Source organism: Polaribacter butkevichii, from assembly GCF_038024105.1.
GTDB lineage: Bacteria > Bacteroidota > Bacteroidia > Flavobacteriales > Flavobacteriaceae > Polaribacter > Polaribacter butkevichii.
Genome location: NZ_CP150661.1, coordinates 2,060,124 through 2,084,630 on the forward strand (window position 1 = coordinate 2,060,124; position 24,507 = coordinate 2,084,630).

19 protein-coding genes, 1 tRNA gene and 1 pseudogene are annotated in these 24,507 nt (G+C 31.5%); 18 read left to right on the forward strand and 3 right to left on the reverse strand.

Going from position 1 to position 24,507, the window contains the following annotated elements; genetic code table 11:
• The first annotated feature begins 200 nt into the window (after positions 1-200).
• The 13 genes and pseudogenes from WG951_RS08700 (at position 201) to WG951_RS08760 (ending at position 15,209) form a co-directional block, all read left to right on the forward strand.
• On the forward strand, positions 201-3,503 hold the full coding sequence (locus WG951_RS08700; protein ID WP_170062927.1) for a SusC/RagA family TonB-linked outer membrane protein: 3,303 nt from the start codon (positions 201-203) through the stop codon (positions 3,501-3,503).
• 11 nt (positions 3,504-3,514) lie between these two features.
• Positions 3,515-4,927, forward strand: coding sequence for a RagB/SusD family nutrient uptake outer membrane protein (locus tag WG951_RS08705; RefSeq protein ID WP_105050171.1), 1,413 nt, complete (start codon positions 3,515-3,517; stop codon positions 4,925-4,927).
• Between the two features lie 24 nt (positions 4,928-4,951).
• Complete coding sequence (locus tag WG951_RS08710) at positions 4,952-6,142, forward strand: hypothetical protein (RefSeq protein WP_105050170.1); 1,191 nt, start codon at positions 4,952-4,954, stop codon at positions 6,140-6,142.
• A gap of 18 nt (positions 6,143-6,160) precedes the next feature.
• On the forward strand, positions 6,161-7,432 hold the full coding sequence (locus WG951_RS08715; RefSeq protein ID WP_146105303.1) for a hypothetical protein: 1,272 nt from the start codon (positions 6,161-6,163) through the stop codon (positions 7,430-7,432).
• A gap of 37 nt (positions 7,433-7,469) precedes the next feature.
• Positions 7,470-8,267, forward strand: a complete 798-nt coding sequence (locus WG951_RS08720; protein WP_146105302.1) for a hypothetical protein — start codon at positions 7,470-7,472, stop codon at positions 8,265-8,267.
• Positions 8,268-8,293: 26 nt separating this feature from the next.
• Complete coding sequence (locus WG951_RS08725) at positions 8,294-9,115, forward strand: hypothetical protein (RefSeq protein ID WP_105050167.1); 822 nt, start codon at positions 8,294-8,296, stop codon at positions 9,113-9,115.
• Positions 9,116-9,178: 63 nt separating this feature from the next.
• The gene (locus WG951_RS08730; protein WP_105050166.1) at positions 9,179-10,078 is read left to right on the forward strand and encodes a zinc-dependent metalloprotease family protein; all 900 of its coding nucleotides are present in this window, start codon (positions 9,179-9,181) and stop codon (positions 10,076-10,078) included.
• Between the two features lie 51 nt (positions 10,079-10,129).
• Complete coding sequence (locus tag WG951_RS08735; RefSeq protein ID WP_146105301.1) at positions 10,130-12,061, forward strand: M1 family metallopeptidase; 1,932 nt, start codon at positions 10,130-10,132, stop codon at positions 12,059-12,061.
• Positions 12,062-12,174: 113 nt separating this feature from the next.
• Positions 12,175-12,453, forward strand: a complete 279-nt coding sequence (locus WG951_RS08740) for a cation:dicarboxylate symporter family transporter (protein WP_105050164.1) — start codon at positions 12,175-12,177, stop codon at positions 12,451-12,453.
• Positions 12,454-12,493: 40 nt separating this feature from the next.
• The gene (locus tag WG951_RS08745; RefSeq protein WP_105050163.1) at positions 12,494-12,844 is read left to right on the forward strand and encodes an ISAon1 family transposase N-terminal region protein; all 351 of its coding nucleotides are present in this window, start codon (positions 12,494-12,496) and stop codon (positions 12,842-12,844) included.
• Positions 12,831-13,847: pseudogene (locus tag WG951_RS08750) on the forward strand (ISAon1 family transposase). The gene WG951_RS08745 and the pseudogene WG951_RS08750 overlap by 14 nt, the downstream one beginning before the upstream one ends.
• A 35-nt stretch (positions 13,848-13,882) precedes the next feature.
• Positions 13,883-14,233, forward strand: a complete 351-nt coding sequence (locus tag WG951_RS08755; RefSeq protein WP_158838929.1) for an ISAon1 family transposase N-terminal region protein — start codon at positions 13,883-13,885, stop codon at positions 14,231-14,233.
• Positions 14,220-15,209: an ISAon1 family transposase gene (locus WG951_RS08760; protein WP_340916159.1), complete on the forward strand. Its 990-nt coding sequence runs from the start codon at positions 14,220-14,222 to the stop codon at positions 15,207-15,209. Before WG951_RS08755 ends, WG951_RS08760 begins: the two co-directional genes overlap by 14 nt.
• 161 nt (positions 15,210-15,370) lie before the next feature.
• On the opposite strand, the gene WG951_RS08765 is transcribed toward WG951_RS08760, so the two are convergent.
• A tRNA-Met gene (locus WG951_RS08765) sits at positions 15,371-15,443 on the reverse strand.
• A gap of 180 nt (positions 15,444-15,623) precedes the next feature.
• Between WG951_RS08765 and era the strand changes: the two genes are divergently transcribed.
• Positions 15,624-16,508 (forward strand): GTPase Era, encoded by an 885-nt coding sequence (era, locus tag WG951_RS08770; protein WP_105050162.1) that lies wholly within the window; start codon positions 15,624-15,626, stop codon positions 16,506-16,508.
• Here era and WG951_RS08775 read toward each other — a convergent pair.
• On the reverse strand, positions 16,505-17,014 hold the full coding sequence (locus WG951_RS08775) for a GTP-binding protein (RefSeq protein WP_105050161.1): 510 nt from the start codon (positions 17,012-17,014) through the stop codon (positions 16,505-16,507). The two genes, era and WG951_RS08775, sit on opposite strands and share 4 nt — an antisense overlap.
• 183 nt (positions 17,015-17,197) lie before the next feature.
• Here WG951_RS08775 and WG951_RS08780 point away from each other — a divergent pair, with 183 nt between their 5' ends.
• The 3 genes from WG951_RS08780 to WG951_RS08790 all read left to right on the forward strand — a co-directional run bounded on the left by WG951_RS08780 (position 17,198) and on the right by WG951_RS08790 (position 22,616).
• A complete protein-coding gene (locus WG951_RS08780) occupies positions 17,198-18,709 on the forward strand; it encodes a choice-of-anchor I family protein (RefSeq protein ID WP_105050160.1) in 1,512 nt (503 codons plus the stop codon).
• A 125-nt stretch (positions 18,710-18,834) separates the two neighbouring features.
• Positions 18,835-20,151, forward strand: coding sequence for a ribosome biogenesis GTPase Der (gene der, locus WG951_RS08785; protein ID WP_105050159.1), 1,317 nt, complete (start codon positions 18,835-18,837; stop codon positions 20,149-20,151).
• A 77-nt stretch (positions 20,152-20,228) separates the two neighbouring features.
• The gene (locus tag WG951_RS08790; protein ID WP_105050158.1) at positions 20,229-22,616 is read left to right on the forward strand and encodes a GAF domain-containing protein; all 2,388 of its coding nucleotides are present in this window, start codon (positions 20,229-20,231) and stop codon (positions 22,614-22,616) included.
• Here WG951_RS08790 and WG951_RS08795 read toward each other — a convergent pair.
• On the reverse strand, positions 22,613-23,818 hold the full coding sequence (locus tag WG951_RS08795; protein ID WP_105050157.1) for a Pycsar system effector family protein: 1,206 nt from the start codon (positions 23,816-23,818) through the stop codon (positions 22,613-22,615). The two genes, WG951_RS08790 and WG951_RS08795, sit on opposite strands and share 4 nt — an antisense overlap.
• Positions 23,819-24,007: 189 nt before the next feature.
• Here WG951_RS08795 and msrB point away from each other — a divergent pair, with 189 nt between their 5' ends.
• Positions 24,008-24,451 (forward strand): peptide-methionine (R)-S-oxide reductase MsrB, encoded by a 444-nt coding sequence (msrB, locus tag WG951_RS08800; RefSeq protein ID WP_105050156.1) that lies wholly within the window; start codon positions 24,008-24,010, stop codon positions 24,449-24,451.
• Positions 24,452-24,507: the final 56 nt, after the last annotated feature.

The window sequence follows — 24,507 nt, forward strand, 5'->3', positions numbered from 1 at the left end:
AGTTTATAAAAGTTGTTTCACTCAAAAAAAGTTTATTTTCCCTAAAAATCGACTTTTGAATTATATTTAATAAAATTACCTTTATGGTGTTAAATTATTTAAATATGTACGATTGTAAAGAATAAAATATATCAAAAATTAATAAGTGTTAAATTATTAATAATATGATTTTTATTCAGATCATTAAAAAACTATCATCTATGAAAATTAAACTTCAGCATGTTTTAAAGAAAACATTATTAGTTACAGGTTTGTTTTTAACATTTTCTCAAAGTTATGGTCTAAAGCGTAGCAAGTATGCTACAGGTAAAGACATCGATTTTTTTGAAGAAAAATGGAAAGAATCAAACTTAAAAGTCTTTCAAAAAACTATTAAGGGCATCGTTACAGACGAAAGTAATACACCTTTATTAGGAGTTACTGTTATTATAAAAGGAACAAACAAAGGTGTAACTACCGATTTTGATGGTAAATTTAGATTAAATACAAGAGTAGGAGACGTATTATTGTTTTCGTATTTAGGTTATGGAGATGTGGAATTAACCGTAGATAGCAGAACAAGTTATGATATAAAAATGAGCCCTTCAGCAGAAGAATTGGATGGGGTAGAAATATTTTCTACTGGGTATCAAAAGATTAGTAAAGAGCGCGTAACCGGATCTTTTGCAAAAATTAATACTAAGGTTTTAGAGCGAAAAATAAATCAGAGTATTATTGGCAAAATTGCAGGAGAAGCTCCAGGTGTGCAATTTGATCCTTTTATTCAGGAAAAAAATAATATTGGTCTAGTAATTCGCGGTAGAAGTTCTATTAATGCTACTACCGAGCCTTTGGTTGTTGTTGATGGATTTGCTATACCAGGAGGTTTTGGTACTATAAATCCAAATGATGTAGAAACTATTACTATTTTAAAAGATGCTGCCGCAACATCTATATGGGGAATTCGTGCTGCAAATGGTGTTATTGTGATTACTACTAAAAAAGGAAAAAAGAATAGTAAACTCTCGGTAAATCTTTCTATAAATTCCTCAGTAACTTTAAAGCAAGATATTTTTCAAGCACCTTATGCAGACCCAAGTACTCAGGTCGATTATCAAATTGAGTTGTTTAACTTTGAGCAGTATTCACAGCAAAGGAAATTATTTGATGGAACCCTAAATGAGTTTTCGTTATATCAAACCAACTCGGTTAGAGAAACTTTACTTAGGCTTCAAAGAGGTGATATTGATATTGCTACCGCTGATAGCAGAATAAATGCTCTTAGAAACAATGATGGTAGAGAGGAGTATTCAAGACTATTTTTAAGACAACGCCTGTGGAACCAATATAACCTAAGTATATCTGGTGGTACTGAAAAATACAATTTTAATTCGTCACTTGTTTATAATCAAAACAAAGGTGAAATTGTAAATGATAAGTCCGATCAATTTATTTTAAATGTTGCTGGCAATTACAAGTTTACAGATAAGTTGCAAGCTAGATTTTCTAGTAATATTTCGCAAACCAAAAGTAAAAATGGTATTGGTACAGGACCTGTAGATTACTTAATAAATTACCCAATATTTGAACGTATTGTGGACGATAATGGTAATTATCTGCCTATGCAAGGTGGCGTAAATATAGAAAGTTCTCAATTAGCTCAAAGACAAGGTTATCCGTATCCTTGGACGTTTAATCTTAAACAAGAGTCTGATAATGTTGATAATACATCAACATCAACAGATATTCGTATTCAAACAGGACTGAATTACGAAATATTAGACGGCCTAAAAATAGACTTAAGTTACCAATATTTATGGTCATCATTTTTTGGTAGAAATCTACTTAACGAAAATAGATTTACAACTAGAAATTTAGTAAACTCTTTTGCTCAAGTAGATGCCAATGGTCAAGTTATAGAAACACCTGTTTCTTTAGGATCATTATTAGATATGTCTACAAGAAGTACTACAGATAATACTTTTAGAGGTCAATTAAATTATTCAAAAAGTTTTAATGACGGACTTCATAACATTGATGCCATAGCTGGGTACGAGGTACGAAAACAAATTACAGAGTTTAATAGAGATAGAAAGTTTGGATATAACGATCAATCTTTAATTTTTACACAACCTAATTTAAATACACTCTATCCTAGTCCAATTTTTGGCGGACAACGATTGATTAATTCAAACTCTAGATTAACATTTAATGAAAATAGATTTCTTTCATACTATATTAATGGTGCTTATAATTTCGACAAACGTTATACCATTTCGGGAAGTATGAGGTTGGATGATACTAACTTATTTGGTGCGTCGGATGATTTTAGAAATATTCCTTTATTTTCAGTAGGTTTAAAATGGAATATAACTAAAGAAAATTTCTTTAATTCAACGTTTTTCGATAACCTTAATTTAAGAGCAACCTATGGTTCTGGCGGAAATGTAGATAGAAATACATCGCCGTTTTTAGTAGCCAGACAAGGCAGAGACCAAGGAAGTTTTTTAAATAATTATCTTACTATTTCAAACCCTCCTAATCCAACATTACGTTTAGAGAAAACAAAAACTTTTAATTTGGGTGTTGATTTCTCTATGGCTAAAAATAGAATTTATGGAAGTGTAGAATACTATGACAGAAATAGTAAAGATTTACTGGCTAGACGTAATATAAGTCCAACCTATGGTTTGTCTTCTTCTTTTCTAAATGTAGCAGAATTATACAATAGAGGTATTGATATCGATTTAGGTTTAAGAATTATGGATACTAAAGATTTTAAATTTGATACAAGAATACTTTACAGTCAAAATAAAAATAAAATAACAAGTATAGACGAAAGTAATCCAGGAGAAATTTTCCTTTTCACACAATATGATGCTAATTCATATGTAGTTGGTGATCCTATTGATAATTTTTATAGCTTTAGATATGCTGGTTTAAGCACAACAGGTAATCCATCATTTTTTAATGAAAATAACGATATTGTAGAAGTAGGTGGCGATATTGGAGCCATAGAAGCTTTAAAAAGCGAGGGGTCTAGATCACCTACTCGTACAGGTTCTTTAACCAATACCGCTACTTATCAAAATTTATCATTACGTGTGCTTACGGTATATTCTGGTGGAAATAGATTTAGATTCGAAAAAAATTATGATCCTAGATTTTTTCAAACTAATGTATATAGTGATTATATTAGCAGGTGGCAGCAACCTGGTGACGAGCTACTCACAGATGTGCCAAGACTTACATCGCCAAATGAAACCCAAACACCACTTTATTTATATCTAAATGAATCGGATAGAAATACCGATGATGCTTCATATATTCGTTTAGCTCAAGTAAATCTATCCTACCAGTTTCCAGAAAGTTTGACTAAAAAATTATCGATGAATAGCTTTACTGTAAGCCTACAAGCAGATAACCTAAAAGTCTGGAATTTTAACAAATGGGATGTCGATCCTGTAAGTCGAACAATACCAATTCCTCCAACTTTTACACTTAATATAACGACAACATTTTAATATCCATATTTATGAAAACTACAAAATATATCATTATTATATTAGTATCGATCGTATTAACGGGATGTACTAGAGACAATTTCTTAGATTTTCAACCAAAAGGACAGGTAATACCTTCTAAAGTTGAAGAGTTTAGAGCTTTATTAGATCAAGTAGAACCAGACCCAAATGTAAACTTTACGCAAGGTTTTGGTACGCATCATGATTTTACCATTATCGCCAGCGATAATTACTTACTTACAGAACAGGTACGAGCTAGTTTTGGTATAAGTCCAGAAGAAATAAATCTGTATTTATTTAAAGAACAGATTTCTACAGAAAATGGCGATGATAACAATTGGATTAGATATTATAATCAAATTTACGTTGCAAACGTAGTGCTTGAAGGTTTAAAAACGGTAGAGAATGGTACCCCAGAAGCTATTGCAGAAATTAGAGCTGATGCGTCTTTACAACGGGCCTTTGCTTATTTTAATTTAGTAAATATTTACAGTGTGCATTACAATCCTGAAACGGCAGATAGAGATTTAGGAGTACCTATAAGAGAAGGTATTGAGCTAGAAGGATCAGACTTTACAAGAGCGTCAGTTGCCGGGGTTTATGATCTTATTCTTAACGATATTAATAATAACATAGATGCTTTACCAGATTTACAACCAGCAAACTTAAGTTTTAGACCATCTAAAGCTGGAGCCTATACCTTTTTAGCACGAGTTTTAATTTACCAAGCTAAATACGAAGAGGCGTTAAAAGCAGTAAATAAAGGTTTAGCTTTAAAAAACAACCTAAGAGATATTAATAATGACAGTGCAGACCCAAGAGATGCAAATGTATTAGCGTATCCTTTGGCTGTTCAAGACGAACAATTAATTTGGTTTAAAGATTCTGGAGGATTTACCATAGTTACCTCACCAGAATTTTATAGCTTGTATGATGATACCGATCAAAGAAAAAAATGGTTTGCAGATGCTAAAACCTATTTCTTTGCAGAGATAGAAAACCCTGTATTTGTTGCCCATAGAGCTAATAATAACACCAATGTATCTTTAACAACCGCCGACCTTTATTTAATGCGCGCCGAATGTAATGCTAGATTAGGAAACATTGATGCTGCAAATAACGATTTAAATACTTTAAGAGTTAATCGTTTTGAAACTGGAACTTATTCACCTATTAACATAACAAACCAAGATAATTTAATTGCTTTTGTAAAAGATGAAATTAGAAGAGAAAAAGCAATGAGTACATTAAGAATTTTTGATATTAAACGTTACAATCGTTTTGATAATGCCAACATAACTGTTACACATAGCTTTAATGGAGAAACAGCATCCTTAACTCCAAACAGTCTTAATTGGGCATTACCTATAGCAACCAATTACATTAAGGCCAATCCAGAAATAGAACAAAATCCAAGACAGTAAGTCGAGAATATAAAAGATATAATTATGAAAAAAAAATTAAAATTTATAATAGGTATATTTATCTTATCCATTTCCTTTTCTTGTGATGAGTCTAATGATAATACCTCAGAGGTATCAGTAAACACTGAAGATTTTACAATTGAAGCACCACTTGTAGTTAGAAAACTAGATACCCTAGGCTTTTTAAAAGGAAACTCAAACAAAGGCGAAGTAACATTTTCTTTAATTTCTCAGGTACCCGAAAATAGTGTTGTACTGGGGTTGCGATACGGAGAAATAATTGTTGAAAACCCAGAGTTTTTTAACTCAGATATTACAGACGAAGTTAATCTAGTTATTGAAGTTAAAAAACTACAAGAAACAAAAATATCCAACGTAACCATTCGTAGAAATTTAAACGACCCAGACGGAGATGGTATAGAAAACAGCATGGACAGCGACCCAAACAGCCCATGCTTACCTTTACAAGATGTAAATTATACCGGATACAATTCATATAATAGTATTTGGCGTGAAGCCGATTGTGACCAAGATGGGATTTCTAATATAGATGAATTAAATAGCGGTAGTAATCCTTATTTTGATGAATCATCAATAGGAGATACCGATGGTGATGGTCTTCGTGATGATGTAGATTCAGACCCGAATAATCCATGCTTACCAGAACAATTTATTGGGTATCAAGGTTTCGATGCGGAGAACGAAGTTTGGGCAGCTGGAGACTGTAATGGTAATGGGATTTCTAATGGTGATGAAGTTGCTGCTGGAAGATCGCCTTATCCTTTTCCAAATTTACCGTGTAACGACATATTTAACTTCGAGCTAGAAAATTACGCCAGAGAGTTAAGAACGGTAGATTCTAACAACGGAGAAGGTGTAACTATAGGTGTTATTGGAGGAAATTGCGGCACCATCTCATTCACTGGTGGCGGTATATTTAATCAAGGATGTTTTAATGATAATGTGAGTATACCATTCTTTTTTGAGCCTGTAGATCAAACATCATCAAATGGTAGAGTATTTGTAGAGCGTACAGAGTATTCTTGCTTAGCAGAAGACAGGGTATCTTCAAGAACCTTTACAATAGAAGGCATAGGAACCTACGCTGGTGCTTCTAGAACGGTAGAGTTAACATATATCATTACACAACTAGGAGACGATATTCCAGATGATGAAAGGGTTACTACAGGAACACTCATTATTAGACCATTATAATCAAAAATAACAAGAAATATGAAAAACAATATAAATATAAAATGGCCTTTTGTGTTAGTTATTTTCACAATGGTTTTCAACTATTCGTGTATAGATAATCATGAATTTATAAGTAGCGCAGCGGATAATGATGGTGATGGCGTGCTTAATAGTTTAGACGAATTTCCTGACGATCCATGTTTACCTGTTAAAGACGGTACATATACTAATTTCAATGTTTTTAATGCTGCTTGGCAAAACGCAGATTGTGATGGTGATGGGGTATCAAATGGAGATGAGTTTGAAGATAAAACGCGTAATCCCTACGTAAACGAGGATACCGATACCGATGGAGATGGGGTGCCAGATTTCTTGGATGAGGCACCACAAAACCCATGTGTACCAGAACAAGAAAAAGGATATGTTGGTTTTAATTCTGATAATGACATATGGGGAAGTTCAGATTGTGATGATGATGGAATATCTAATATAGACGAGTTTATTAATGGTACAGACCCATATAAAGGTTGTAATTTAGATTTCGATTTTAGTAATTTTGAAGGCGAACTACAAGCCAGAGACTCAAACAATGGAGAAACCATTATAGTAGCATCTTTATTACCAAGTTGTAACGAAATATCTATAAGCGGAGACTTTTTAAATTTAGGATGTACCAATGAAAATATAGAGTTTATACTATTCTTAGAGCCTTTTGTAGAAGGCGGAAATGAAGGAAACGCTATTATTGAAAATGCTACTTTTAATTGTACTAATGAAGCCGGAGATACCGTAGAATACACGTTTAATGCCACTGGTTTTTTTAGTGGTAATGATGGGTTTATGGAGTTTTTTGGCTACACCCTTACAGGAGATGGAGAAAGTATTACAGGAAACTTATTTATCGAACAAATTACAGATGGTGTTGGAGATGAAAGAGATAGGTGTGGTTTTGAAGGAGAATATAGTAGCATTGTAAATATTGATGGAAACGAAAGTTTTGGTAATGGAAAATTAACTCAAAATCCAGAAAACTGTAATGAATATATCCTTTCTGGAGATTTCTTAAACCTAGGTTGTAATAATGATTTTGAATTAGGGGTATTCTTTGGAGAAGAAGATGGCGGATCAGAAGTTATTATAGCCGAAAAAACCTTTACATGTGAATCGGATAGTGGAACCGTTGAATATACATTTAAAGCCTTTGGAAGTTACTCAAATTCCGAAGGATTTATAGAACTGTCTCAATTTACTTTAACAAAAACTTCAGATGGAAGCGAAACTACGGGAACCATATTTTTTGAAGCCTTGTAAATAAAATAAATAGATAAATTAATAAAGTATCGAAAGAATGAAAAAATATATTGTCATAACCTCTTTAATGGCGCTTGTAGTGGGGTGTAAAAATATACAACGAAACGATTCGTCGCAAAATGATATGTCTAAAGTTGCTCATAAAATAAAGGAAGAAACAAAACCTTTATTTAGAACCTCTATTACGGCAACAGAAATAGATTTTATTAGAGAAACCGATAATGATGCATTTCTAAATCTTAAATACATTGGTCAACATACAAAAGAAATGCCAGGTGGACTTTCAGATGAAGGTTTAATTGATAATGGCACTTATGTGTTTAAAGCTCATTTTTCCAATGATAAATCTGTTGAAATTTGGTTGCACAGTAGTTTTGGTAATAAGAAAAAAGCCAAAGCATACGCAGATAAATTAACAAGTAGGTTGGGTAAGTTACCGTCATTTATGCGTAATACTTTAAACCATGTCGTGATTCATACCGGAGATCATACGGCTTTTGCTGAAGATGTGGGTGGTTTTTTTGTGCTGTATTCCGATAATATGGATACAAGAATACGCAATAACGATTTAGAAGAAACGGTTTTTCATGAAACAAGCCACGTAACATTCGATTTAAAATATGCGAAAAGTAAAATGTGGAAAAAAAATCAGGCCACAGATAAAGCATTCATCACAGAATACGCTAAAAGCAAACCCTATCAAGAAGATATTGCGGAAACGGCATTATTTGTTTACACCATGAAAACAAATCCAAACAGATTATCAAAGGAAATAGAACAATGGATAAAAATTAATATACCCAATAGATATAAATTTTTAGAAATGTTCTTTTAAAGAATAGCTTAATAAAAATATAAATTATGAAATTAAATAGTTATTGTAGTATTTTTTATCTGTCGATAATATTAGTATTTACTAATTGTACCTCAGATGAAAAAATATTTGTAAGAGATGATCTTAAAAATCAAGAAAATGGTGGTGATGGCGAAAATACCAATGAGGGAGATAATACACCTTTATTTGAGTTTTCGGTATCTGGCACTGGTATCGATTATATAAAGTCTACAGACCCAGACACATTTTTAAGTATTGATTATTTAGGACAGTTTGAAAAAGAAATACCTGGGGTAGATCCCACACTAGACTCAAACGCTTATGTTTTTGAAGCGACGTTTACTGGTGGTAAAAAAATTGGTATTTGGTGCCGTAGTAATTTTGGAACTTTGCAACGGGCCACCGAGTATGCTAATAAATTAACAGACAAATTAGGTAAGTTACCTGTTTTTATGAGGGATGAATTAAATCATGTAGCCGTATTTTCTGGTGAGAGTAGAGCTTCTGCTGAACCCGATGGTAAATTTTTCTTCATCTCTGATGAGAGAATAGATGAAAGAATAGCGGATAATCAACTCGAAGAAACGGTTTTTCATGAAACTGTACATGTTTATTTTGAAAAAAGGTATGGAACAAGTACAGCCTGGAAAAATGCCCAAAACGCAGATGGCATTTTTGTAACGGAATATGCGGAGGATAATCCAAACGTAGAAGACATACCTGAAACAGCTATATTCGTATATACTATGGTTAATTATCCAAGACGATTATCTCAAAATATTGAAAATTGGGTAATAGAGAATATACCTAATCGGTATGAATTTTTAGAAACATTTTTTGAAGATTAAAATACTGGATGTGAGGGTTAGTATTAATTACGATGGTATAAAAAAATGTAAAAAGTTTAAAGCATGAATATAACAAAAACGATATACGTTCTTGTGTTTTTTTTCTCGCTAATTTCGAGCTGCAAAAAAAATGACGGGTCTGAAGCACGACAAGATTTAAGGAAAGAATACGAAATTTCTAATAATACTGTTAATGTCATCTCTAAGGATACCTTAAGAATACCCGTTGTACATCATATATCTAGAAATAACAATGGTAATAATGCAGCCGTTTCTGAACAGCGTATTAAAAAAATGATGGGCGATATAAACGGAAACTATAAATCTGGAAAAATTCAATTTTTTACTAAAGCCATAAAATTTATTGATAATACGCAATGGAATACCGAGTTTGTGAAACAAGATGATTTTACGGAAAGTAAATTTTTAGCGCCGTTCGAAGACGAGAAAGCATTAAATATATTTTATTTTATCAAATTATTAAATAGACGAAATGGAGAAATTATCGGCGGATTGGGCGCAACAGCGCTGTTTCCAAATCAGGGTAATAATATAAAATTGAGTGCATCTTCTGTAGAAATTCAAAATATTGCAACAGCAACGCACGAAATAGGACATTACCTTGGACTTTATCATACAGATGATGATTTTAAAGATAGCCAAGGAAGAATTGAGTTAGTCGACGGGTCTAATTGTGCTGAAGCAGGTGATAAAATTTGTGACACACCTGCTTCACCAGGTCTTAATGAGTCCAACATGAGAGATTGTGTTTATATTGGAACAGAAACAGATCCTATTGGTGTAAAATACAATCCAGATACTTTTAACTTTATGACTTCATCAGGAAGAACAAGAGCAGATTCTGCTGGTTTATGCAGAAGACATTTTAGCCCAGGCCAAATTGATAAAATAATTTCAGTATTAAATAATGAAAGGGCGTATTTAATAACCAGAGCGGAATAATATTTTTCTATTCAGTAAGTTTAAACCTATCTAAATTAAAATAAGATATAAATGAGAATACTATTTAGCAGCATAATTTTTATCTTTTTAACTATAACTGTTTATAGCCAAGAGTCTTTGTATATGCCTAGGGAGTTTAAAGAAGCCTATAAAAACAAAACACGCGCTCATAATGGAAATCTAGGGGAGCATTATTGGCAAAATTCTGGTAACTATGTTATAGAGGCAGAAATAATTCCTGGGAGTTGGAAAATTATAGGAAAACAAACCATATTATATACTAATAATAGTCCAGATAGTTTGTCGGAAATTGTTATTAAAATGTATCCTAATCACTATAAAAAGGGAGGAGTGCGTGCTAATAAAATTCCTCTAAAAAATTTAACCGATGGTATGGTTATTTCAAATTTAATGGTAAATGGTGAAGTTGTTAATTTAAATATGGATGCATCGGTGAGTAACTTAGCCCATGCTACTAAGGAAAAGAATAAAAACAGCAATATATCTGTTAGTTATAATTCAACGTTCCTAACGTTAGAATTCAATCAGCCTATACCTCCCAATTCAACTACAAAATTTTCTATGGATTGGGAGACAGAAATGCCTTCAATTTATGTTAATAAAATAGGAGCTTACGATGGTGAAAGTGCTTTTATGGGGTATTGGTATCCTCAAATAGCAGTTTATGATGATATTGATGGTTGGGATAAAAATGAATATACAGGCGCCCAAGAATGCTATACAGATTTTGGAGATTTTAATGTAAAAATTAAAGTACCTAAAGGGAATTACGTATTTGCGACCGGAGATTTATTGAATCCTAAAGATGTATTTAGTTCAGAAGAATATTCTGCTTACGTGTTATCAAAAACTAGCCCTGAAAACACCAATATTTTAAATCATAAAACAACGAGTAAAGCTCTAAATTCCGAAGCTACATGGTTTTTTAAAGCTGAAAATGTTAGGGATTTTGGATTTGGTGTAACTAATAACTTTAACTGGGTAGCAAATGCAACAGCTGTTGAAAATAAGGTTGTTTCGTCCAATATTGTTTATAGTCATAAAGATGAAAAAAATCTTAGAGATCTTTTAAATACGCAAAATAAAAGTATTCAATATTTATCGAATAAATTACCTGGTGTGGCTTATCCATACAATAGCTTTACATCATTTATAGGTGTGCCTGAATTTGATGGTATGGAATTTCCAATGATGGCAAATAACGGTTTTTCAAACAGAGAAATAAGTAATAACCTCATGACGTTTCATGAATTAGCACATACATATTTACCACATTGGGTGGGAATAAACGAGGTGAAATATTCTTGGATGGAAGAAGGATGGGCAACATTTTTAACCTTTAAGTTTTGCCAAGATTTTTACAGAGACACAGCATTTGAAAATTATGAATTAAATCGTGCTATAAGTAGTTATAATAGAAGCGCAGGTAAGCAATGGGAAACCCCTTTGTTTAGCCCTTCAAATTATATGGTGGTTAGAAATATGCATTTTCAACAATCATATCGTAAACCGGCTTTTATGTATTTGGCTTTAGAACATTTATTAGGAGAAAAACTGTTTAAAATTTGCTTAAAAACGTATCTAAATAGATGGAAAGGTAAGCACCCAACACCATTTGATTTTATGTTCACTTTTAATGATGTAAGTGGAAAAAATTTAAATTGGTTTTGGAAAAAATGGGTTTTTGAATATGGTTATGCCGATTTGGCGTTAACTAAAATAGAGAGCTCAAAGGTCGTTATAGAAAATATAGGAGGCTTGCCAGTACCAGTGTCTTTAAAACTAACCTATGCGAATAATAAAACATCGATTATTAATAATTCACCAGAAATTTGGTCATCAGGAAAGTCTAACATATTAATAGAAATTATAAATGCGGAAGATTTGATTTCTGTAGAGTTAGTTACTGATACATTTCCAGATGTAAACCCTTCAAATAATTTATTAGAGATAAAAATATAAGAGAATAATGCTGTTTTTGTTTTGCTTATATGCGTCATAGAAGTTCTTAAAGATGTCTGTGTTATATGAGATTTCTTTAAATAATTAGGCTTATAAATAATTTAAAATAGGATATGAAAAAACTTGAGCTGCATTGGCAAATAATGATTGGAATGGTTGCTGGTATTCTATTTAGTTTAGCATTAACTCAAGTAGATTGGGGGCCGCAATTTATAGACAATTGGATACAACCTATTGGGAATATTTTTGTAAAATTTTTAAAATTAATAGCCATTCCTCTCATATTGGCATCCTTGGTAAAAGGTGCTTCCGTTTTAAAAGATATCTCTAAGTATAGAAATATTGGTCTTCGTGCCATAGTTATTGGATCAATACAAGAAATTGTGGTGTAAATTAAAAAATAAGAACTTTGCAATCTAATAAACCACTATTTTGGACACTTCAATTGAACTAACAAAACTATTATTACCAGAAATTCTTGTTGACTATTTTAAATTAACGAAACACGAAGTTAAAAATGGAGAACTTCATTTCCATTTCACAGAATTAAATACGATTCCTGAAGAATTTAAAGCACTTAAATTAAATTCTAAAGGTTTCTTTCCTGAAGCTACTATTCAAGATTTCCCTATTCGAGGTAAAAACGTTTTTCTACACGTTATTAGACGACGTTGGGTTGAAGAAAATTCTAAAAAAGTAGTTACTAGAGATTGGCAATTAGTAGCAAAAGGTACTAGAATAACTAGTGAATTTGCTGCTTTTTTAAAAGATATCAGTCAGTAATAACGCTACTAGTACTACTACTGTAGCTAATTTCTACGGCGTAAACCCTAGAAGTTTACAAAGACAGTATAAAGATTATTTAAGTGACTTTAAAGCTTGGGATCAACAGAAGCACGCAACAGACTGGTTATTGTTCGCAAAGAATTTAGGAACTCACTTATCACTTGACGAAACTGCCTTTTCTAACGGTGATTTATATACCATAATAACAAATAAATTAGCTAAAGGAAAGAAAGGCGCAATAGTAGCCATGATCAAAGGAACTAAAGCCGAAGTTGTCATAAAAATACTTCATAAAATTCCTTTAAAACATAGGAAGAAAGTTATGGAAGTAACCTTAGATATGGCGGGAAATATGGGGCTTATAGTCAAGAAATCCTTTCCAAACGCTGCCTTAGTAATAGATCGTTTTCATGTGCAAAAATTAGCATTAGATGCACTGCAAGAAATAAGAATTAAACATCGATGGGAAGCGATTGATACTGAGAATGATGCCATTGAAAACGCCAGAAGTAAATCTTTAAAATACACCCCAAAACTATTACCTAATGGAGATACACTCAAACAACTATTAGCTAGAAGCAGATATCTATTATATAAATCAAGTAGTAAATGGACTAAAAATCAATCTATAAGAGCAGAAATACTGTTTGAAAAATATCCTGATATAGAGAAAGCATACAAGTTATGCCAAAATCTATCTTGGATATTCAATAACACTAAAGATAAAACATCAGCACTTATAAGACTTGCTAAATGGGATGAATAAGTAAGACAGGCACAGTTTAAAAGCTTCAATACTATAGCTAGAACAATGTCCATACATTACAAAAACATCTTAAACTATTTTGATAATCGAAGTACGAATGCATCAGCAGAATCATTCAATGCTAAAATTAAAGCCTTTAGAGCACAGTTTAGAGGCGTCAGAAATGTGGATTTTTTCTTATATAGACTTACTACTATTTTTGGGATCAACACAAAAAGTTGTGGAGTAAATTAAAAAGCATGAACTTTGCTTTCTAATAAACCTCTATTTTGGATACTTCAATTGAACTAACAAAACTATTATTACCAGAAATTCTTGTTGACTATTTTAAACTAACGAAACACGAAGTTAAAAATGGAGAACTTCATTTCCATTTCACAGAATTAAATACAATTCCAGAAGAATTTAAAGCACTTAAATTAAGTTCTAAAGGTTTCTTTCCTGAAGCTACTATTCAAGATTTCCCAATTCGAGGTAAAAACGTTTTTCTACACGTTATTAGACGACGTTGGGTTGAAGAAAATTCTAAAAAAGTAGTTACTAGAGATTGGCAATTAGTAGCAAAAGGTACTAGAATAACTAGTGAATTTGCTGCTTTTTTAAAAGATATCAGTCAGTAATAACGCTACTAGCACTACTACTGTAGCTAATTTCTACGGCGTAAACCCTAGAAGTTTACAAAGACAGTATAAAGATTATTTAAGTGATTTTAAAGCTTGGGATCAACAGAAGCACGCAACAGACTGGTTATTGTTTGCAAAGAATTTTGGGACTCACTTATCACTTGATGAAACTGCCTTTTCTAACGGTGATTTATATACCATAATAACAAATAAATTAGCTAAAGGAAAGAAAGGCGCAATAGTAGCCATGATCAAAGGAACTAAAGCTGAAGTTGTCATAAAAATACTTCATAAAATTCCTTTAAAACATAGGAAGAAAGTTATGGAAGTAACCTTAGATATGGCGGGAAATATGGGGCTTATAGTCAAGAAATCCTTTCCAAACGCTGCCTTAGTAATAGATCGTTTTCATGTGCAAAAATTAGCATTAGATGCACTGCAAGAAATAAGAATTAAACATCGATGGGAAGCGATTGATACTGAGAATGATGCCATTGAAAACGCCAGAAGTAAATCTTTAAAATACACCCCAAAACTATTACCTAATGGAGATACACTTAAACAACTATTAGCTAGAAGCAGATATCTATTATATAAGTCCAGCAGTAAATGGACTAAAAATCAAGCCATAAGAGCAGAAATACTGTTTGAAAAATATCCTGATATAGAGAAAGCATACAAGTTATGCCAAAATCTATCTTGGATATTCAATAACACTACAGATAAAACATCAGCACTTATAAGACTTGCTAAATGGGATGAAAAAGTAAGACAAGCACAGTTTAAAAGCTTCAACACGATAGCTAGAACGATGTCCATACATTATAAAAATATCTTAAACTATTTTGATAACCGAAGTACTAATGCTTCTGCGGAATCATTCAATGCTAAAATTAAAGCCTTTAGAACTCAGTTTAGAGGCGTCAGAAATGTCGATTTTTTCTTATATAGACTTACTACTATTTTTGCCTAATCCTAAAATCCCACAACTTTTTGACTTGATCCTTTTTGACTTGATCCAGCGTGTTCCAAATCGTGTTCAATTTTAGACGTAAAGGTAATAAATTCGTAAATTGATTGCATAAAAAAACAGTTTAGCGAACTAAACTGTTGTTTTATAAAGATTTAAAGTAGTAGCGGGAACTGGACTCGAACCAGTGACCTTCGGGTTATGAGCCCGACGAGCTACCTACTGCTCTATCCCGCGTTGTAATTTCAAAAATAACTTCTTAGCTTTTAACTTTCGATTCATAAACTCGACCCGTTATTTCCGGCTGCAAATATACAACAGAAAGTAAGTACCAACCAAATTTTTTTTGATTTTTTTTTAATTATTTTTTAATCTTCTAAATTCTAATCAAATAGAAAAAGGAATTATCTTTGCAGCATGACGCATAAAGCAGGTTTTGTAAATATTATAGGAAATCCTAACGTAGGTAAATCAACATTAATGAATGCATTGGTAGGTGAAAAATTATCTATCATTACAGCTAAAGCACAGACTACGAGGCATAGAATCTTAGGAATTGTAAATGAAGACGACTATCAAATCGTGTTTTCTGATACTCCAGGTATTTTAAAACCTGCCTACGAACTACAATCTTCTATGATGGATTTTGTAAAATCTGCCTTTGAAGATGCAGATGTACTTATATATATGGTAGAAGTTGGTGAGAAAGAATTAAAAAATGAAGCTTTCTTTAAAAGAATCATCCATAGTGAGATTCCGGTTATTCTACTTTTAAACAAAATAGACAAGTCTTCTCAAGAAGAAGTAGAAGAAAAAATCGAATATTGGAAAAACAAAGTTCCCAATGCAGAAGTGTTTGTAATTTCTGCGCTAGAAAAATTTAATGTTCCTGCCGTTTTCGAAAAAATAAAAGAATTATTGCCAGAAGGTCCTGCTTTTTATCCGAAGGACCAATTAACAGACAAACCAGAACGATTTTTTGTAAATGAAAAAATTAGAGAAAAAATTCTAATGCATTACAAAAAAGAAATTCCGTATTCTGTAGAAGTAGAAACAGAAGAATTTATAGAAGAAGAAAACATTGTTAGAATTCGTTCTATTATCATGGTAGAAAGAGAAACTCAAAAAGGAATTATTATTGGTCATAAAGGATCTGCCCTTAAACGTGTTGGAGCAGAAGCAAGAAAAGATTTAGAGAAATTTTTTGAGAAAAAAGTTTTTATAGAACTATATGTAAAAGTAAATAAGAATTGGCGTAGTGATAAAACGCAGCTAAAACGTTTTGGTTACAACCAAAACTAACAATTGATAATAGTTATTAAGAAATCGTGTAATTCTTTCATTTGGTTTTTACCGGTTTCTTTTCCTATACTTCCTAAAAAGTACAGCAACAACCATATTAATGGCAATGCTACCAAAACAGCAATAGGAAACACCAAGTTTTCACCCAAACGATGTTTTACATAAGCAAACACCGAAAAGCCTAAAAACAACGTTGCCACAACAAAGTGAACAAACATAAAAAGTGTCCAAACTTGTGGTTTTGGTCCAAATAAACCTTTTATGGTTGATGAATTTTCATTTTTCGCTACAATTTCAAAATGCAATTGTGGAGACCAAAAATGACTTTTCTTAACAGGTATATCAATAAAAACATGCTTTTCTGCCACGCTACTCCTATACACACAAGCATCACTTTTTAGATATGTTATAATTCTTTTTAATAACTCATCAGCATTTTCTTCTAGATCTATAGAAAACCTCGGACGTAAAAAAAGATCGCTATTTCTGGTTTCTTTAACACTCATGTGGTTATATATTATTTTTTAAAAGTAATCAAAAATTACGTTTTGTTAACAAATCAATTAAAATTCAAGCAAAAAACAATCTTTTTCTTTACAAACAGACCAAAATACTAATATTTACTTATAATTCTCTTAACACTAATTTCAAGATTTGGAAGCACTTTTGCAAAAAATAAAAACCAAATAATGAAAATTTTACAAAAACTTATTTTAGGAACCTTAATAACCATAGCAATTAGTTGCCAACAAACCGGCGATCCTATATCACCTCCGGTAAACACCTCTGTTAATTTTCAACACAAAACTACCATAAATGTAGGTGATGAAGGCGCATCAGAAATTACTGCATTTGATAAAACATCAAAAAAATTGTTTACAGTTAATGTTGAATCGAATGAAATCTCTATCAATAACATTAGCGATTTAAATGCTCCAATAAAAGAAACATCTATCAATTTAGATGCATATGGCTCTCCTAATAGTGTTGCTGTTTTTGATGGTAAATTAGCCGTAGCTGTAGAAAATCATGTAAAACAAAATCTTGGAAAAATCTTAGTTTTTAGCACTTCGGATAATTCTTTATTAAATGAATATACCGTTGGTGCTTTACCAGATATGGTTACCTTTTCTCCTGATGGAAAAACAATTGTTTCTGCCAATGAAGGAGAGCCAAGTGATGATTATACAAATGATCCTGAAGGAAGTGTAAGTATCATCAACCTAGAAAATAATACGGTAACTACTTTAGATTTTACAGCTTTCAATGATCAAGAAACAACTTTAGAAAGCAACGGATTTAGAGTTTTTGGCCCTAATGCAGATTTAGCAAAAGATGTTGAGCCAGAATACGTAGCAATTTCAGAAGACTCTAAAACAGCTTGGGTTTCTTTGCAAGAAAACAACGGAATTGCTAAAATAAACCTTGTTACAAAAAGCATCGATAATATTTATCCTTTAGGTTATAAAGACTATTCTTTAGCAAATAATTCTATTGATGCAAGTGATAAAGATGATGTTACCGAGTTAAAAAACTGGCCAGTAAAAGGTATCTACATGCCAGATGCAATTGTGTATGTAAAAATTAATGAGGTAGAATATATTATTTCTGCAAACGAAGGTGATTCTAGAGATTACGACGGTTTTAGCGAAGAAGTAAGAATGGATGATTTAACGTTAGATGAAACCGTTTTTCCTGCTGCAAATGATTATTTAAATAAAACAAATTTAGGTCGTTTAAAAACTACAACTACTTTAGGTGATGCAAATAATGATGGTAAAGTAGAAGAATTATTTAGCTACGGAGCGCGTTCTTTTAGTATTTGGTCTGCAAACGGAAGTTTAGTTTATGATAGCGGAAATAGTATTGCAACAGAAACGTTGGCTTTAACACCAGATAGATTTAATGATGGTGATAAAAGAAGTGATGACAAAGGTGCAGAACCAGAAAGTGTAGAAATATTAAACCTTGGTAATGAGCGCTATATTTTATTTGTAGGTTTAGAAAGAAACGATCAGGTTTTAGTGTATGATATTACAAATCCTACATCTCCTCAATTTTTACAAATCCTTTCTCATTCTGGTGATGAAGCTCCAGAAGGCTTATTAATAATTGATGCAAATGATAGCCCTACAGGCAAAGACTTACTAGTTGTTTCTAACGAAGATAGTGGTACAATTACTATTTACGAGAACAACTAAAAAGCACTAAATTTATAAGTAATCAAACCAGCAAAGAAATTTGCTGGTTTTTGCTGCTTAAAGACTTTTTTTTTAGTATCATTCTTACAACCTTAAATTGTATCTTTGCAAAAATTTCAATTCAAATGAATAGTATTGTTGCCATTGTAGGAAGACCAAATGTAGGAAAGTCGACGCTTTTTAATAGATTGGTTCAAAGAAGAGAAGCCATTGTAGATTCTGTTAGCGGAGTTACAAGAGACAGACATTATGGAAAATCTGACTGGAATGGAAAAGAATTTTCTGTGATTGATACCGGTGGATATATTACTGGTTCTGATGATATCTTTGAAGGTGAAATTAGAAAACAAGTAAACCTTGCCATAGAAGAAGCAGATTTAATTGTTTTTGTAGTAAATGTAGAAGATGGTATTACACCTATGGATGCAGAAGTTGCTAAACTTTTACGTAAGGTTAAAAAACCAATTTTTACCGTAGTAAATAAGGTTGATAACGCAATGCGTGAGCCAGACGCTATAGAATTCTACAACCTAGGTTTAGGAGAATACTATACAATTGCCTCAATTAACGGAAGCGGAACTGGAGATTTATTAGATGCATTAGCAGAAAAAATGCCAGAACCAGAAGAAGTAGATTTAGATTCAGAAAAAGAAGCATTACCAAGATTTGCCGTGGTTGGAAGACCAAATGCAGGAAAATCTTCATTTATAAACTCTTTAATTGGGCAAGATAGAAACATTGTTACCAATATTGCTGGTACAACTAGAGATTCTATTGATACAAAATACAATCGTTTTGGATTCGATTTTAACTTAGTAGATACCGCTGGTATCCGTAAAAAATCTCGTGTAAAAGAAGATTTAGAATTTTATTCTGTAATGCGTGCAGTACGTTCTATAGAATATTCTGATGTTATTGTTTTAGTAGTTGATGCCACTCGTGGTTTTGAAGGACAAGATCAAAATATATTTTGGTTAGCAGAAAAAAACAGAAAAGGAATTGTTATTTTAATCAATAAGTGGGATTTGGTAGAGAAAGAAACCAACACCATGCGAGATTTTGAAGCAATGGTAAGAAAACAAATTGAGCCTTTTACAGATGTGCCAATTGTATTTATCTCTGCATTAACAAAACAACGTTTGTTTAAAGCCATAGAAACGGCTGTAGAAGTTTTTCAGAAAAGAAAAACTAAAATACAAACAAGTAAGTTTAATGAAACAATGTTAGAGATTATTAAAAACTCTCCGCCACCAGCTATAAAAGGGAAGTTTGTAAAAATTAAATATTGTATGCAATTACCTACACAAACACCACAATTTGTGTTTTTCTGTAACTTGCCTCAATATGTAAAAGATTCGTACAGACGTTTTCTAGAAAACAAATTAAGAGACATTTACGATTTCTCTGGAGTCCCAATTACTATCTATTTTAGACAAAAATAACGTCATTTTGTAACATTTGTTACCGTAATACGTCTAAATGCTTAGTAACATTGTAAATAAATTTACATTTATAAGGAATGAAAATTATAAAATCAAATTTAATTTCAGAAGCGGAATTACCACTACAACTAAACGTATCTTTTAACAAGGTTTTTACCTTGTTTAAAAAATATGCCGATACAGAGTATGCAAAACATCCTTTTCATAGCTCTGCAAAAGAAATGGTAACTTTAATTAATCTGTATCCTGAATTAAATGATGGTTTTTCTGATTATACCTTATTAGAAAAATATAAAGATCAAATAAATTTATTATTAAATCCCTTATTTCCAGAACCTTTATTATTAAATGAAATAAAAGCAGCAAGTATTCCGTTTTCTTTTACTTCTTTTAAATTTACAGATCGTTTTGAGGATATTTTAAAAAATGCAGGAGACGATTACCAATTAACTGTTCGTAATTTCGAAGATGACAGCATGTACATTATGGCATGTACATTTATTTTAGGCTATGTTTATGGTTTTAAGGTAGATGTAAAAAGACCTTTTTATTTTGATATTCCAGACAAAACAACTGGAACAATGAAATACTACAGAACCACTTTTAATGCAGATTTTTCTGAAATTACAGCAACAGATAAAGCACCTTTATTAACAGAAAAAGACTTTAAAGAATTACTTAATAATTTTGATAACATAGCACTTTGGAAAGAAAAATTCCCTCCAAATAGCTATATTTTTAAAGGCTTTGGTCTTATTAGTTTATTTGATGTTACTTCAGAAGAAATGCTTTCTTCTATTAAAGCAAATTTACTAGAAGGTGCCACAGATTTAATACCTAAACTACAAAGTAATTTAAGAGATTTCTACAGCATAAAAGACTTAAAACTTGGCTATTCTATTTTTGATAATATCAATACAAAAATTTGTGAGACTAAGGTTAATAAATCTAACAGTTTAATCTTAAATCATGGTGCCGAAATAAATTGTAACTCTGGTTACTTTTGTAATGCTATTATGGAAAAAGTGTTTGAAAACCATGAAACCTTTATCATTTCTGATATAGAACAATACGGTATAAACACAAATCATAATCCTTTTTCTCAGAATCTTCAAGAAAACGGAATTCAGAGTATCATTTTAATTCCTATTAAAGCTACCAATAATGGAGATTTAGCTTTATTAGAAATTGCATCACCAAGAGCTTATGATTTAAACTCTGTAAACATCAACAAATTAAAAGATATCATTCCTGTTTTTGAAGCTGCTGTAAAAAGAACTTCAGAAGAGCGTCAAAATATTTTAGAAGCTACCATTCAAGAAAACTACACCTCTATACATCATTCTGTAAAATGGCGTTTTTATGAGGCTGCAGAAAAATATCATGTAACACGTCAAATAGACAAGAATGCAAAATTAGACGAAATTGTATTTAATAATGTATATCCACTATTTGGTCAAAGTGATATAAAAGGGTCTTCAGAAGCAAGAAATTTAGCCATAAAAGAAGATTTAACAACACAATTATCGTTAGCTATTACGGTATTAAAAGACGCTTGCCAATCAGAAAAATTACCTATTTATAACGAATTAATGTTTAGAGTTGCATCTTACTTAAAAGATGTAAAAAAAGGGTTATCTGCTGGTGATGAAGTAAGTATTCTAGACTTTTTAAGTAGAGAAATCTACCCCGTATTTAATCATATAAAAAATATAAACAAAACGCTTTCTCAAAAAGTAAGTATTTATATGAATCGTTTAGATAAAAAACTAAACGTTGTTTATGAAAAAAGAAAAGAATACGAAAATAGTGTTACATTATTAAATGATAAACTAGCAAAATTCTTAGACAACAAACAAATACAAGCGCAAGAAATGTATCCTCATTATTTTGAGAGATATAAAACGGATGGTGTAGAATACAACATGTATATAGGCCAATCTATTACAAAAAGTAAAACTTTTGATAGTCTATATTTATACAACCTTCGTTTATGGCAATTACAGACTACCTACGAAATGGAAAATCTAGCCTTTTACGAGCGTAAAAACATGAAACACGATTTACGTGTTGCTTCTCTAATTTTAGTACATAGTACCGCTATGGCGATAAAATTTAGAATGGACGAAAAGCAGTTTGATGTAGATGGTGCTTATAATATAAGATACGAAATTATTAAAAAACGTATTGATAAAGCACATATAAAAGGCACCAAAGATCGTTTAACCGTACCCGGAAAAATAGCAATTGTTTATTCTCAAAACAAAGATGCATTAGAATATGTAAAATACATAAACTACTTACAGTCTAAAAAACAATTAGGAACCATTGAGTTTTTAGATTTAGAAGACCTGCAAGGAGTTAGCGGATTAAAAGCATTAAGAGTTGAGGTTTTATATCAAACAAATTTTAATGAAAACCAAACAATTACTTTTAATGATTTAATGAAAGAAATTGAAGCTTAAGAAGCTGTTAAATCTAATGAATAAAAAGAAATAGCAAAAGCCAATACACTTACTAAAATACCCACCATAAAAACAGTGTAGGTAATTCTTAATATCTTATATTTTCTATTTAAAACCAATCCCAAAAAATACAAATCTTTGGTTAGAGAACCATATAAATAATCTCTGTCTTTCATCATTTCAGAAATACCCCATTCAAAATCGGGTAATTTCATTTGATGAAAATTACCAAAAAACAATAAATTAACGTCTTTATTAGCTACATCTTTTTTAGTAAACTTACCTTGTGTTATATTGGGTCTTGTTGCTAAAATTGATAAAATAATAGACGCCACCGTAAAAATAATAAATATAATTGCGGGTATAATTAAGTAACTATTAGAGGGTTTATCTAATTTTGGAAATAAATTAGACAGTGCTAAAGAAACAATAATAGCATTTACAGATAGTAAAATATTGGCCTTAGTATCTGCAATATTACTTAAAGTCATATGATTTTTTAGAGCAATCCTAAACATAGTTTCTACTCCTCTTTCTGGCACCTCACTTTTGTTCTTTTTAATATCTAAAGCTTCTTGCTTTTGTTTATTTTTTTTAAAATCTGTTGCCAAATCCTTCTGACTCTTTATCAATTTAGACAAATTTTTCTCTTTGGTTTTTGTCCAATTCTTTAAAGCATAAGCGGTATTATAACGATGACATTGTGTAAAGAAATCGATATTCCCTTCAACCCATTCTATATCCGAAACATTTTTAAAACCAGTTAGCTCCCACTCTTTTCTTAATAACGAGGTATATTCAAAAAAGTTTTTCGAGGCCAAATGCGCACAGTCTGCATCTGCTATAATTTTTTCTAAATCATCTTTGGGTTGATAATTTATTTTAGTTGCCAAAATAAGTCTCGTAATTACATCAATTCTATCCGCTTCAATTTTATTTTCTTTTAAAAAAGCGGTAGCAATTCTTACACTTTCTTCCTCATGGTTTTCAGCTCCTTTTACAAAACCTGTATCATGAAACCAAGCAGCAATTTCTAAATTTTCTGCAGCTTCCTTATCTATTTTTAACTTCTCTACAAGTTCTTGCGTTTTTTCTACAACACGTTGTGTATGTGCTAAATTATGATAGATATAGTTTCTTTCTAAATCAATATTTAGTAACTTAAAAACATGCTTTTCTGCATTATCAATTAATGTGCTCATTGTAAGATTATTTTATAAATAAATAAGAAGAAACTATAATTCCATTCATTACTTTGTCAATATTGGTCGTAAATTTATCATTTGCTTTCAACAGCTTACAAATTAACAATTATTTGTAAGGAAACAAGCGTTTTTACGCCTAAAAACGCAAAGCTATCATCGTACTAATTTAAAAAAAAGGAAAGAAATATGCTTACTTGGAAAGAAATAATAAACTTTAGTGTAAAAGGCAACCCGATTCCGGATAAAAGAGTAGAAAAATCAGAAAAGGAATGGAGAGACCAATTAACCCCAGAGCAATTTAGAATTACAAGACACAAAGGTACAGAAATACCAAATTCTGGTGCCTTATGTTCTATTTATGATGAAGGCCAATACAACTGTGTTTGTTGCAACACTCCCTTGTTTGATTCTACCATAAAATTCGATTCTAGTTCTGGTTGGCCAAGTTTTACACAACCTATAAAAGAAAATGCCATTAAATATCATAAAGATGTTTCTTTCGGAATGGTACGAGTAGAAGTTATGTGCAATACTTGTGATGGTCATTTAGGGCATGTTTTTCCGGATGGACCAGCACCAAGCGGTTTGCGTTATTGTATTAATTCTGAATCGATGAAATTAGAAATTTAAAACGTCATTGCGAGTTTACGAAGCAATCTATTATTAAATTAAAGATTACTTCGTTA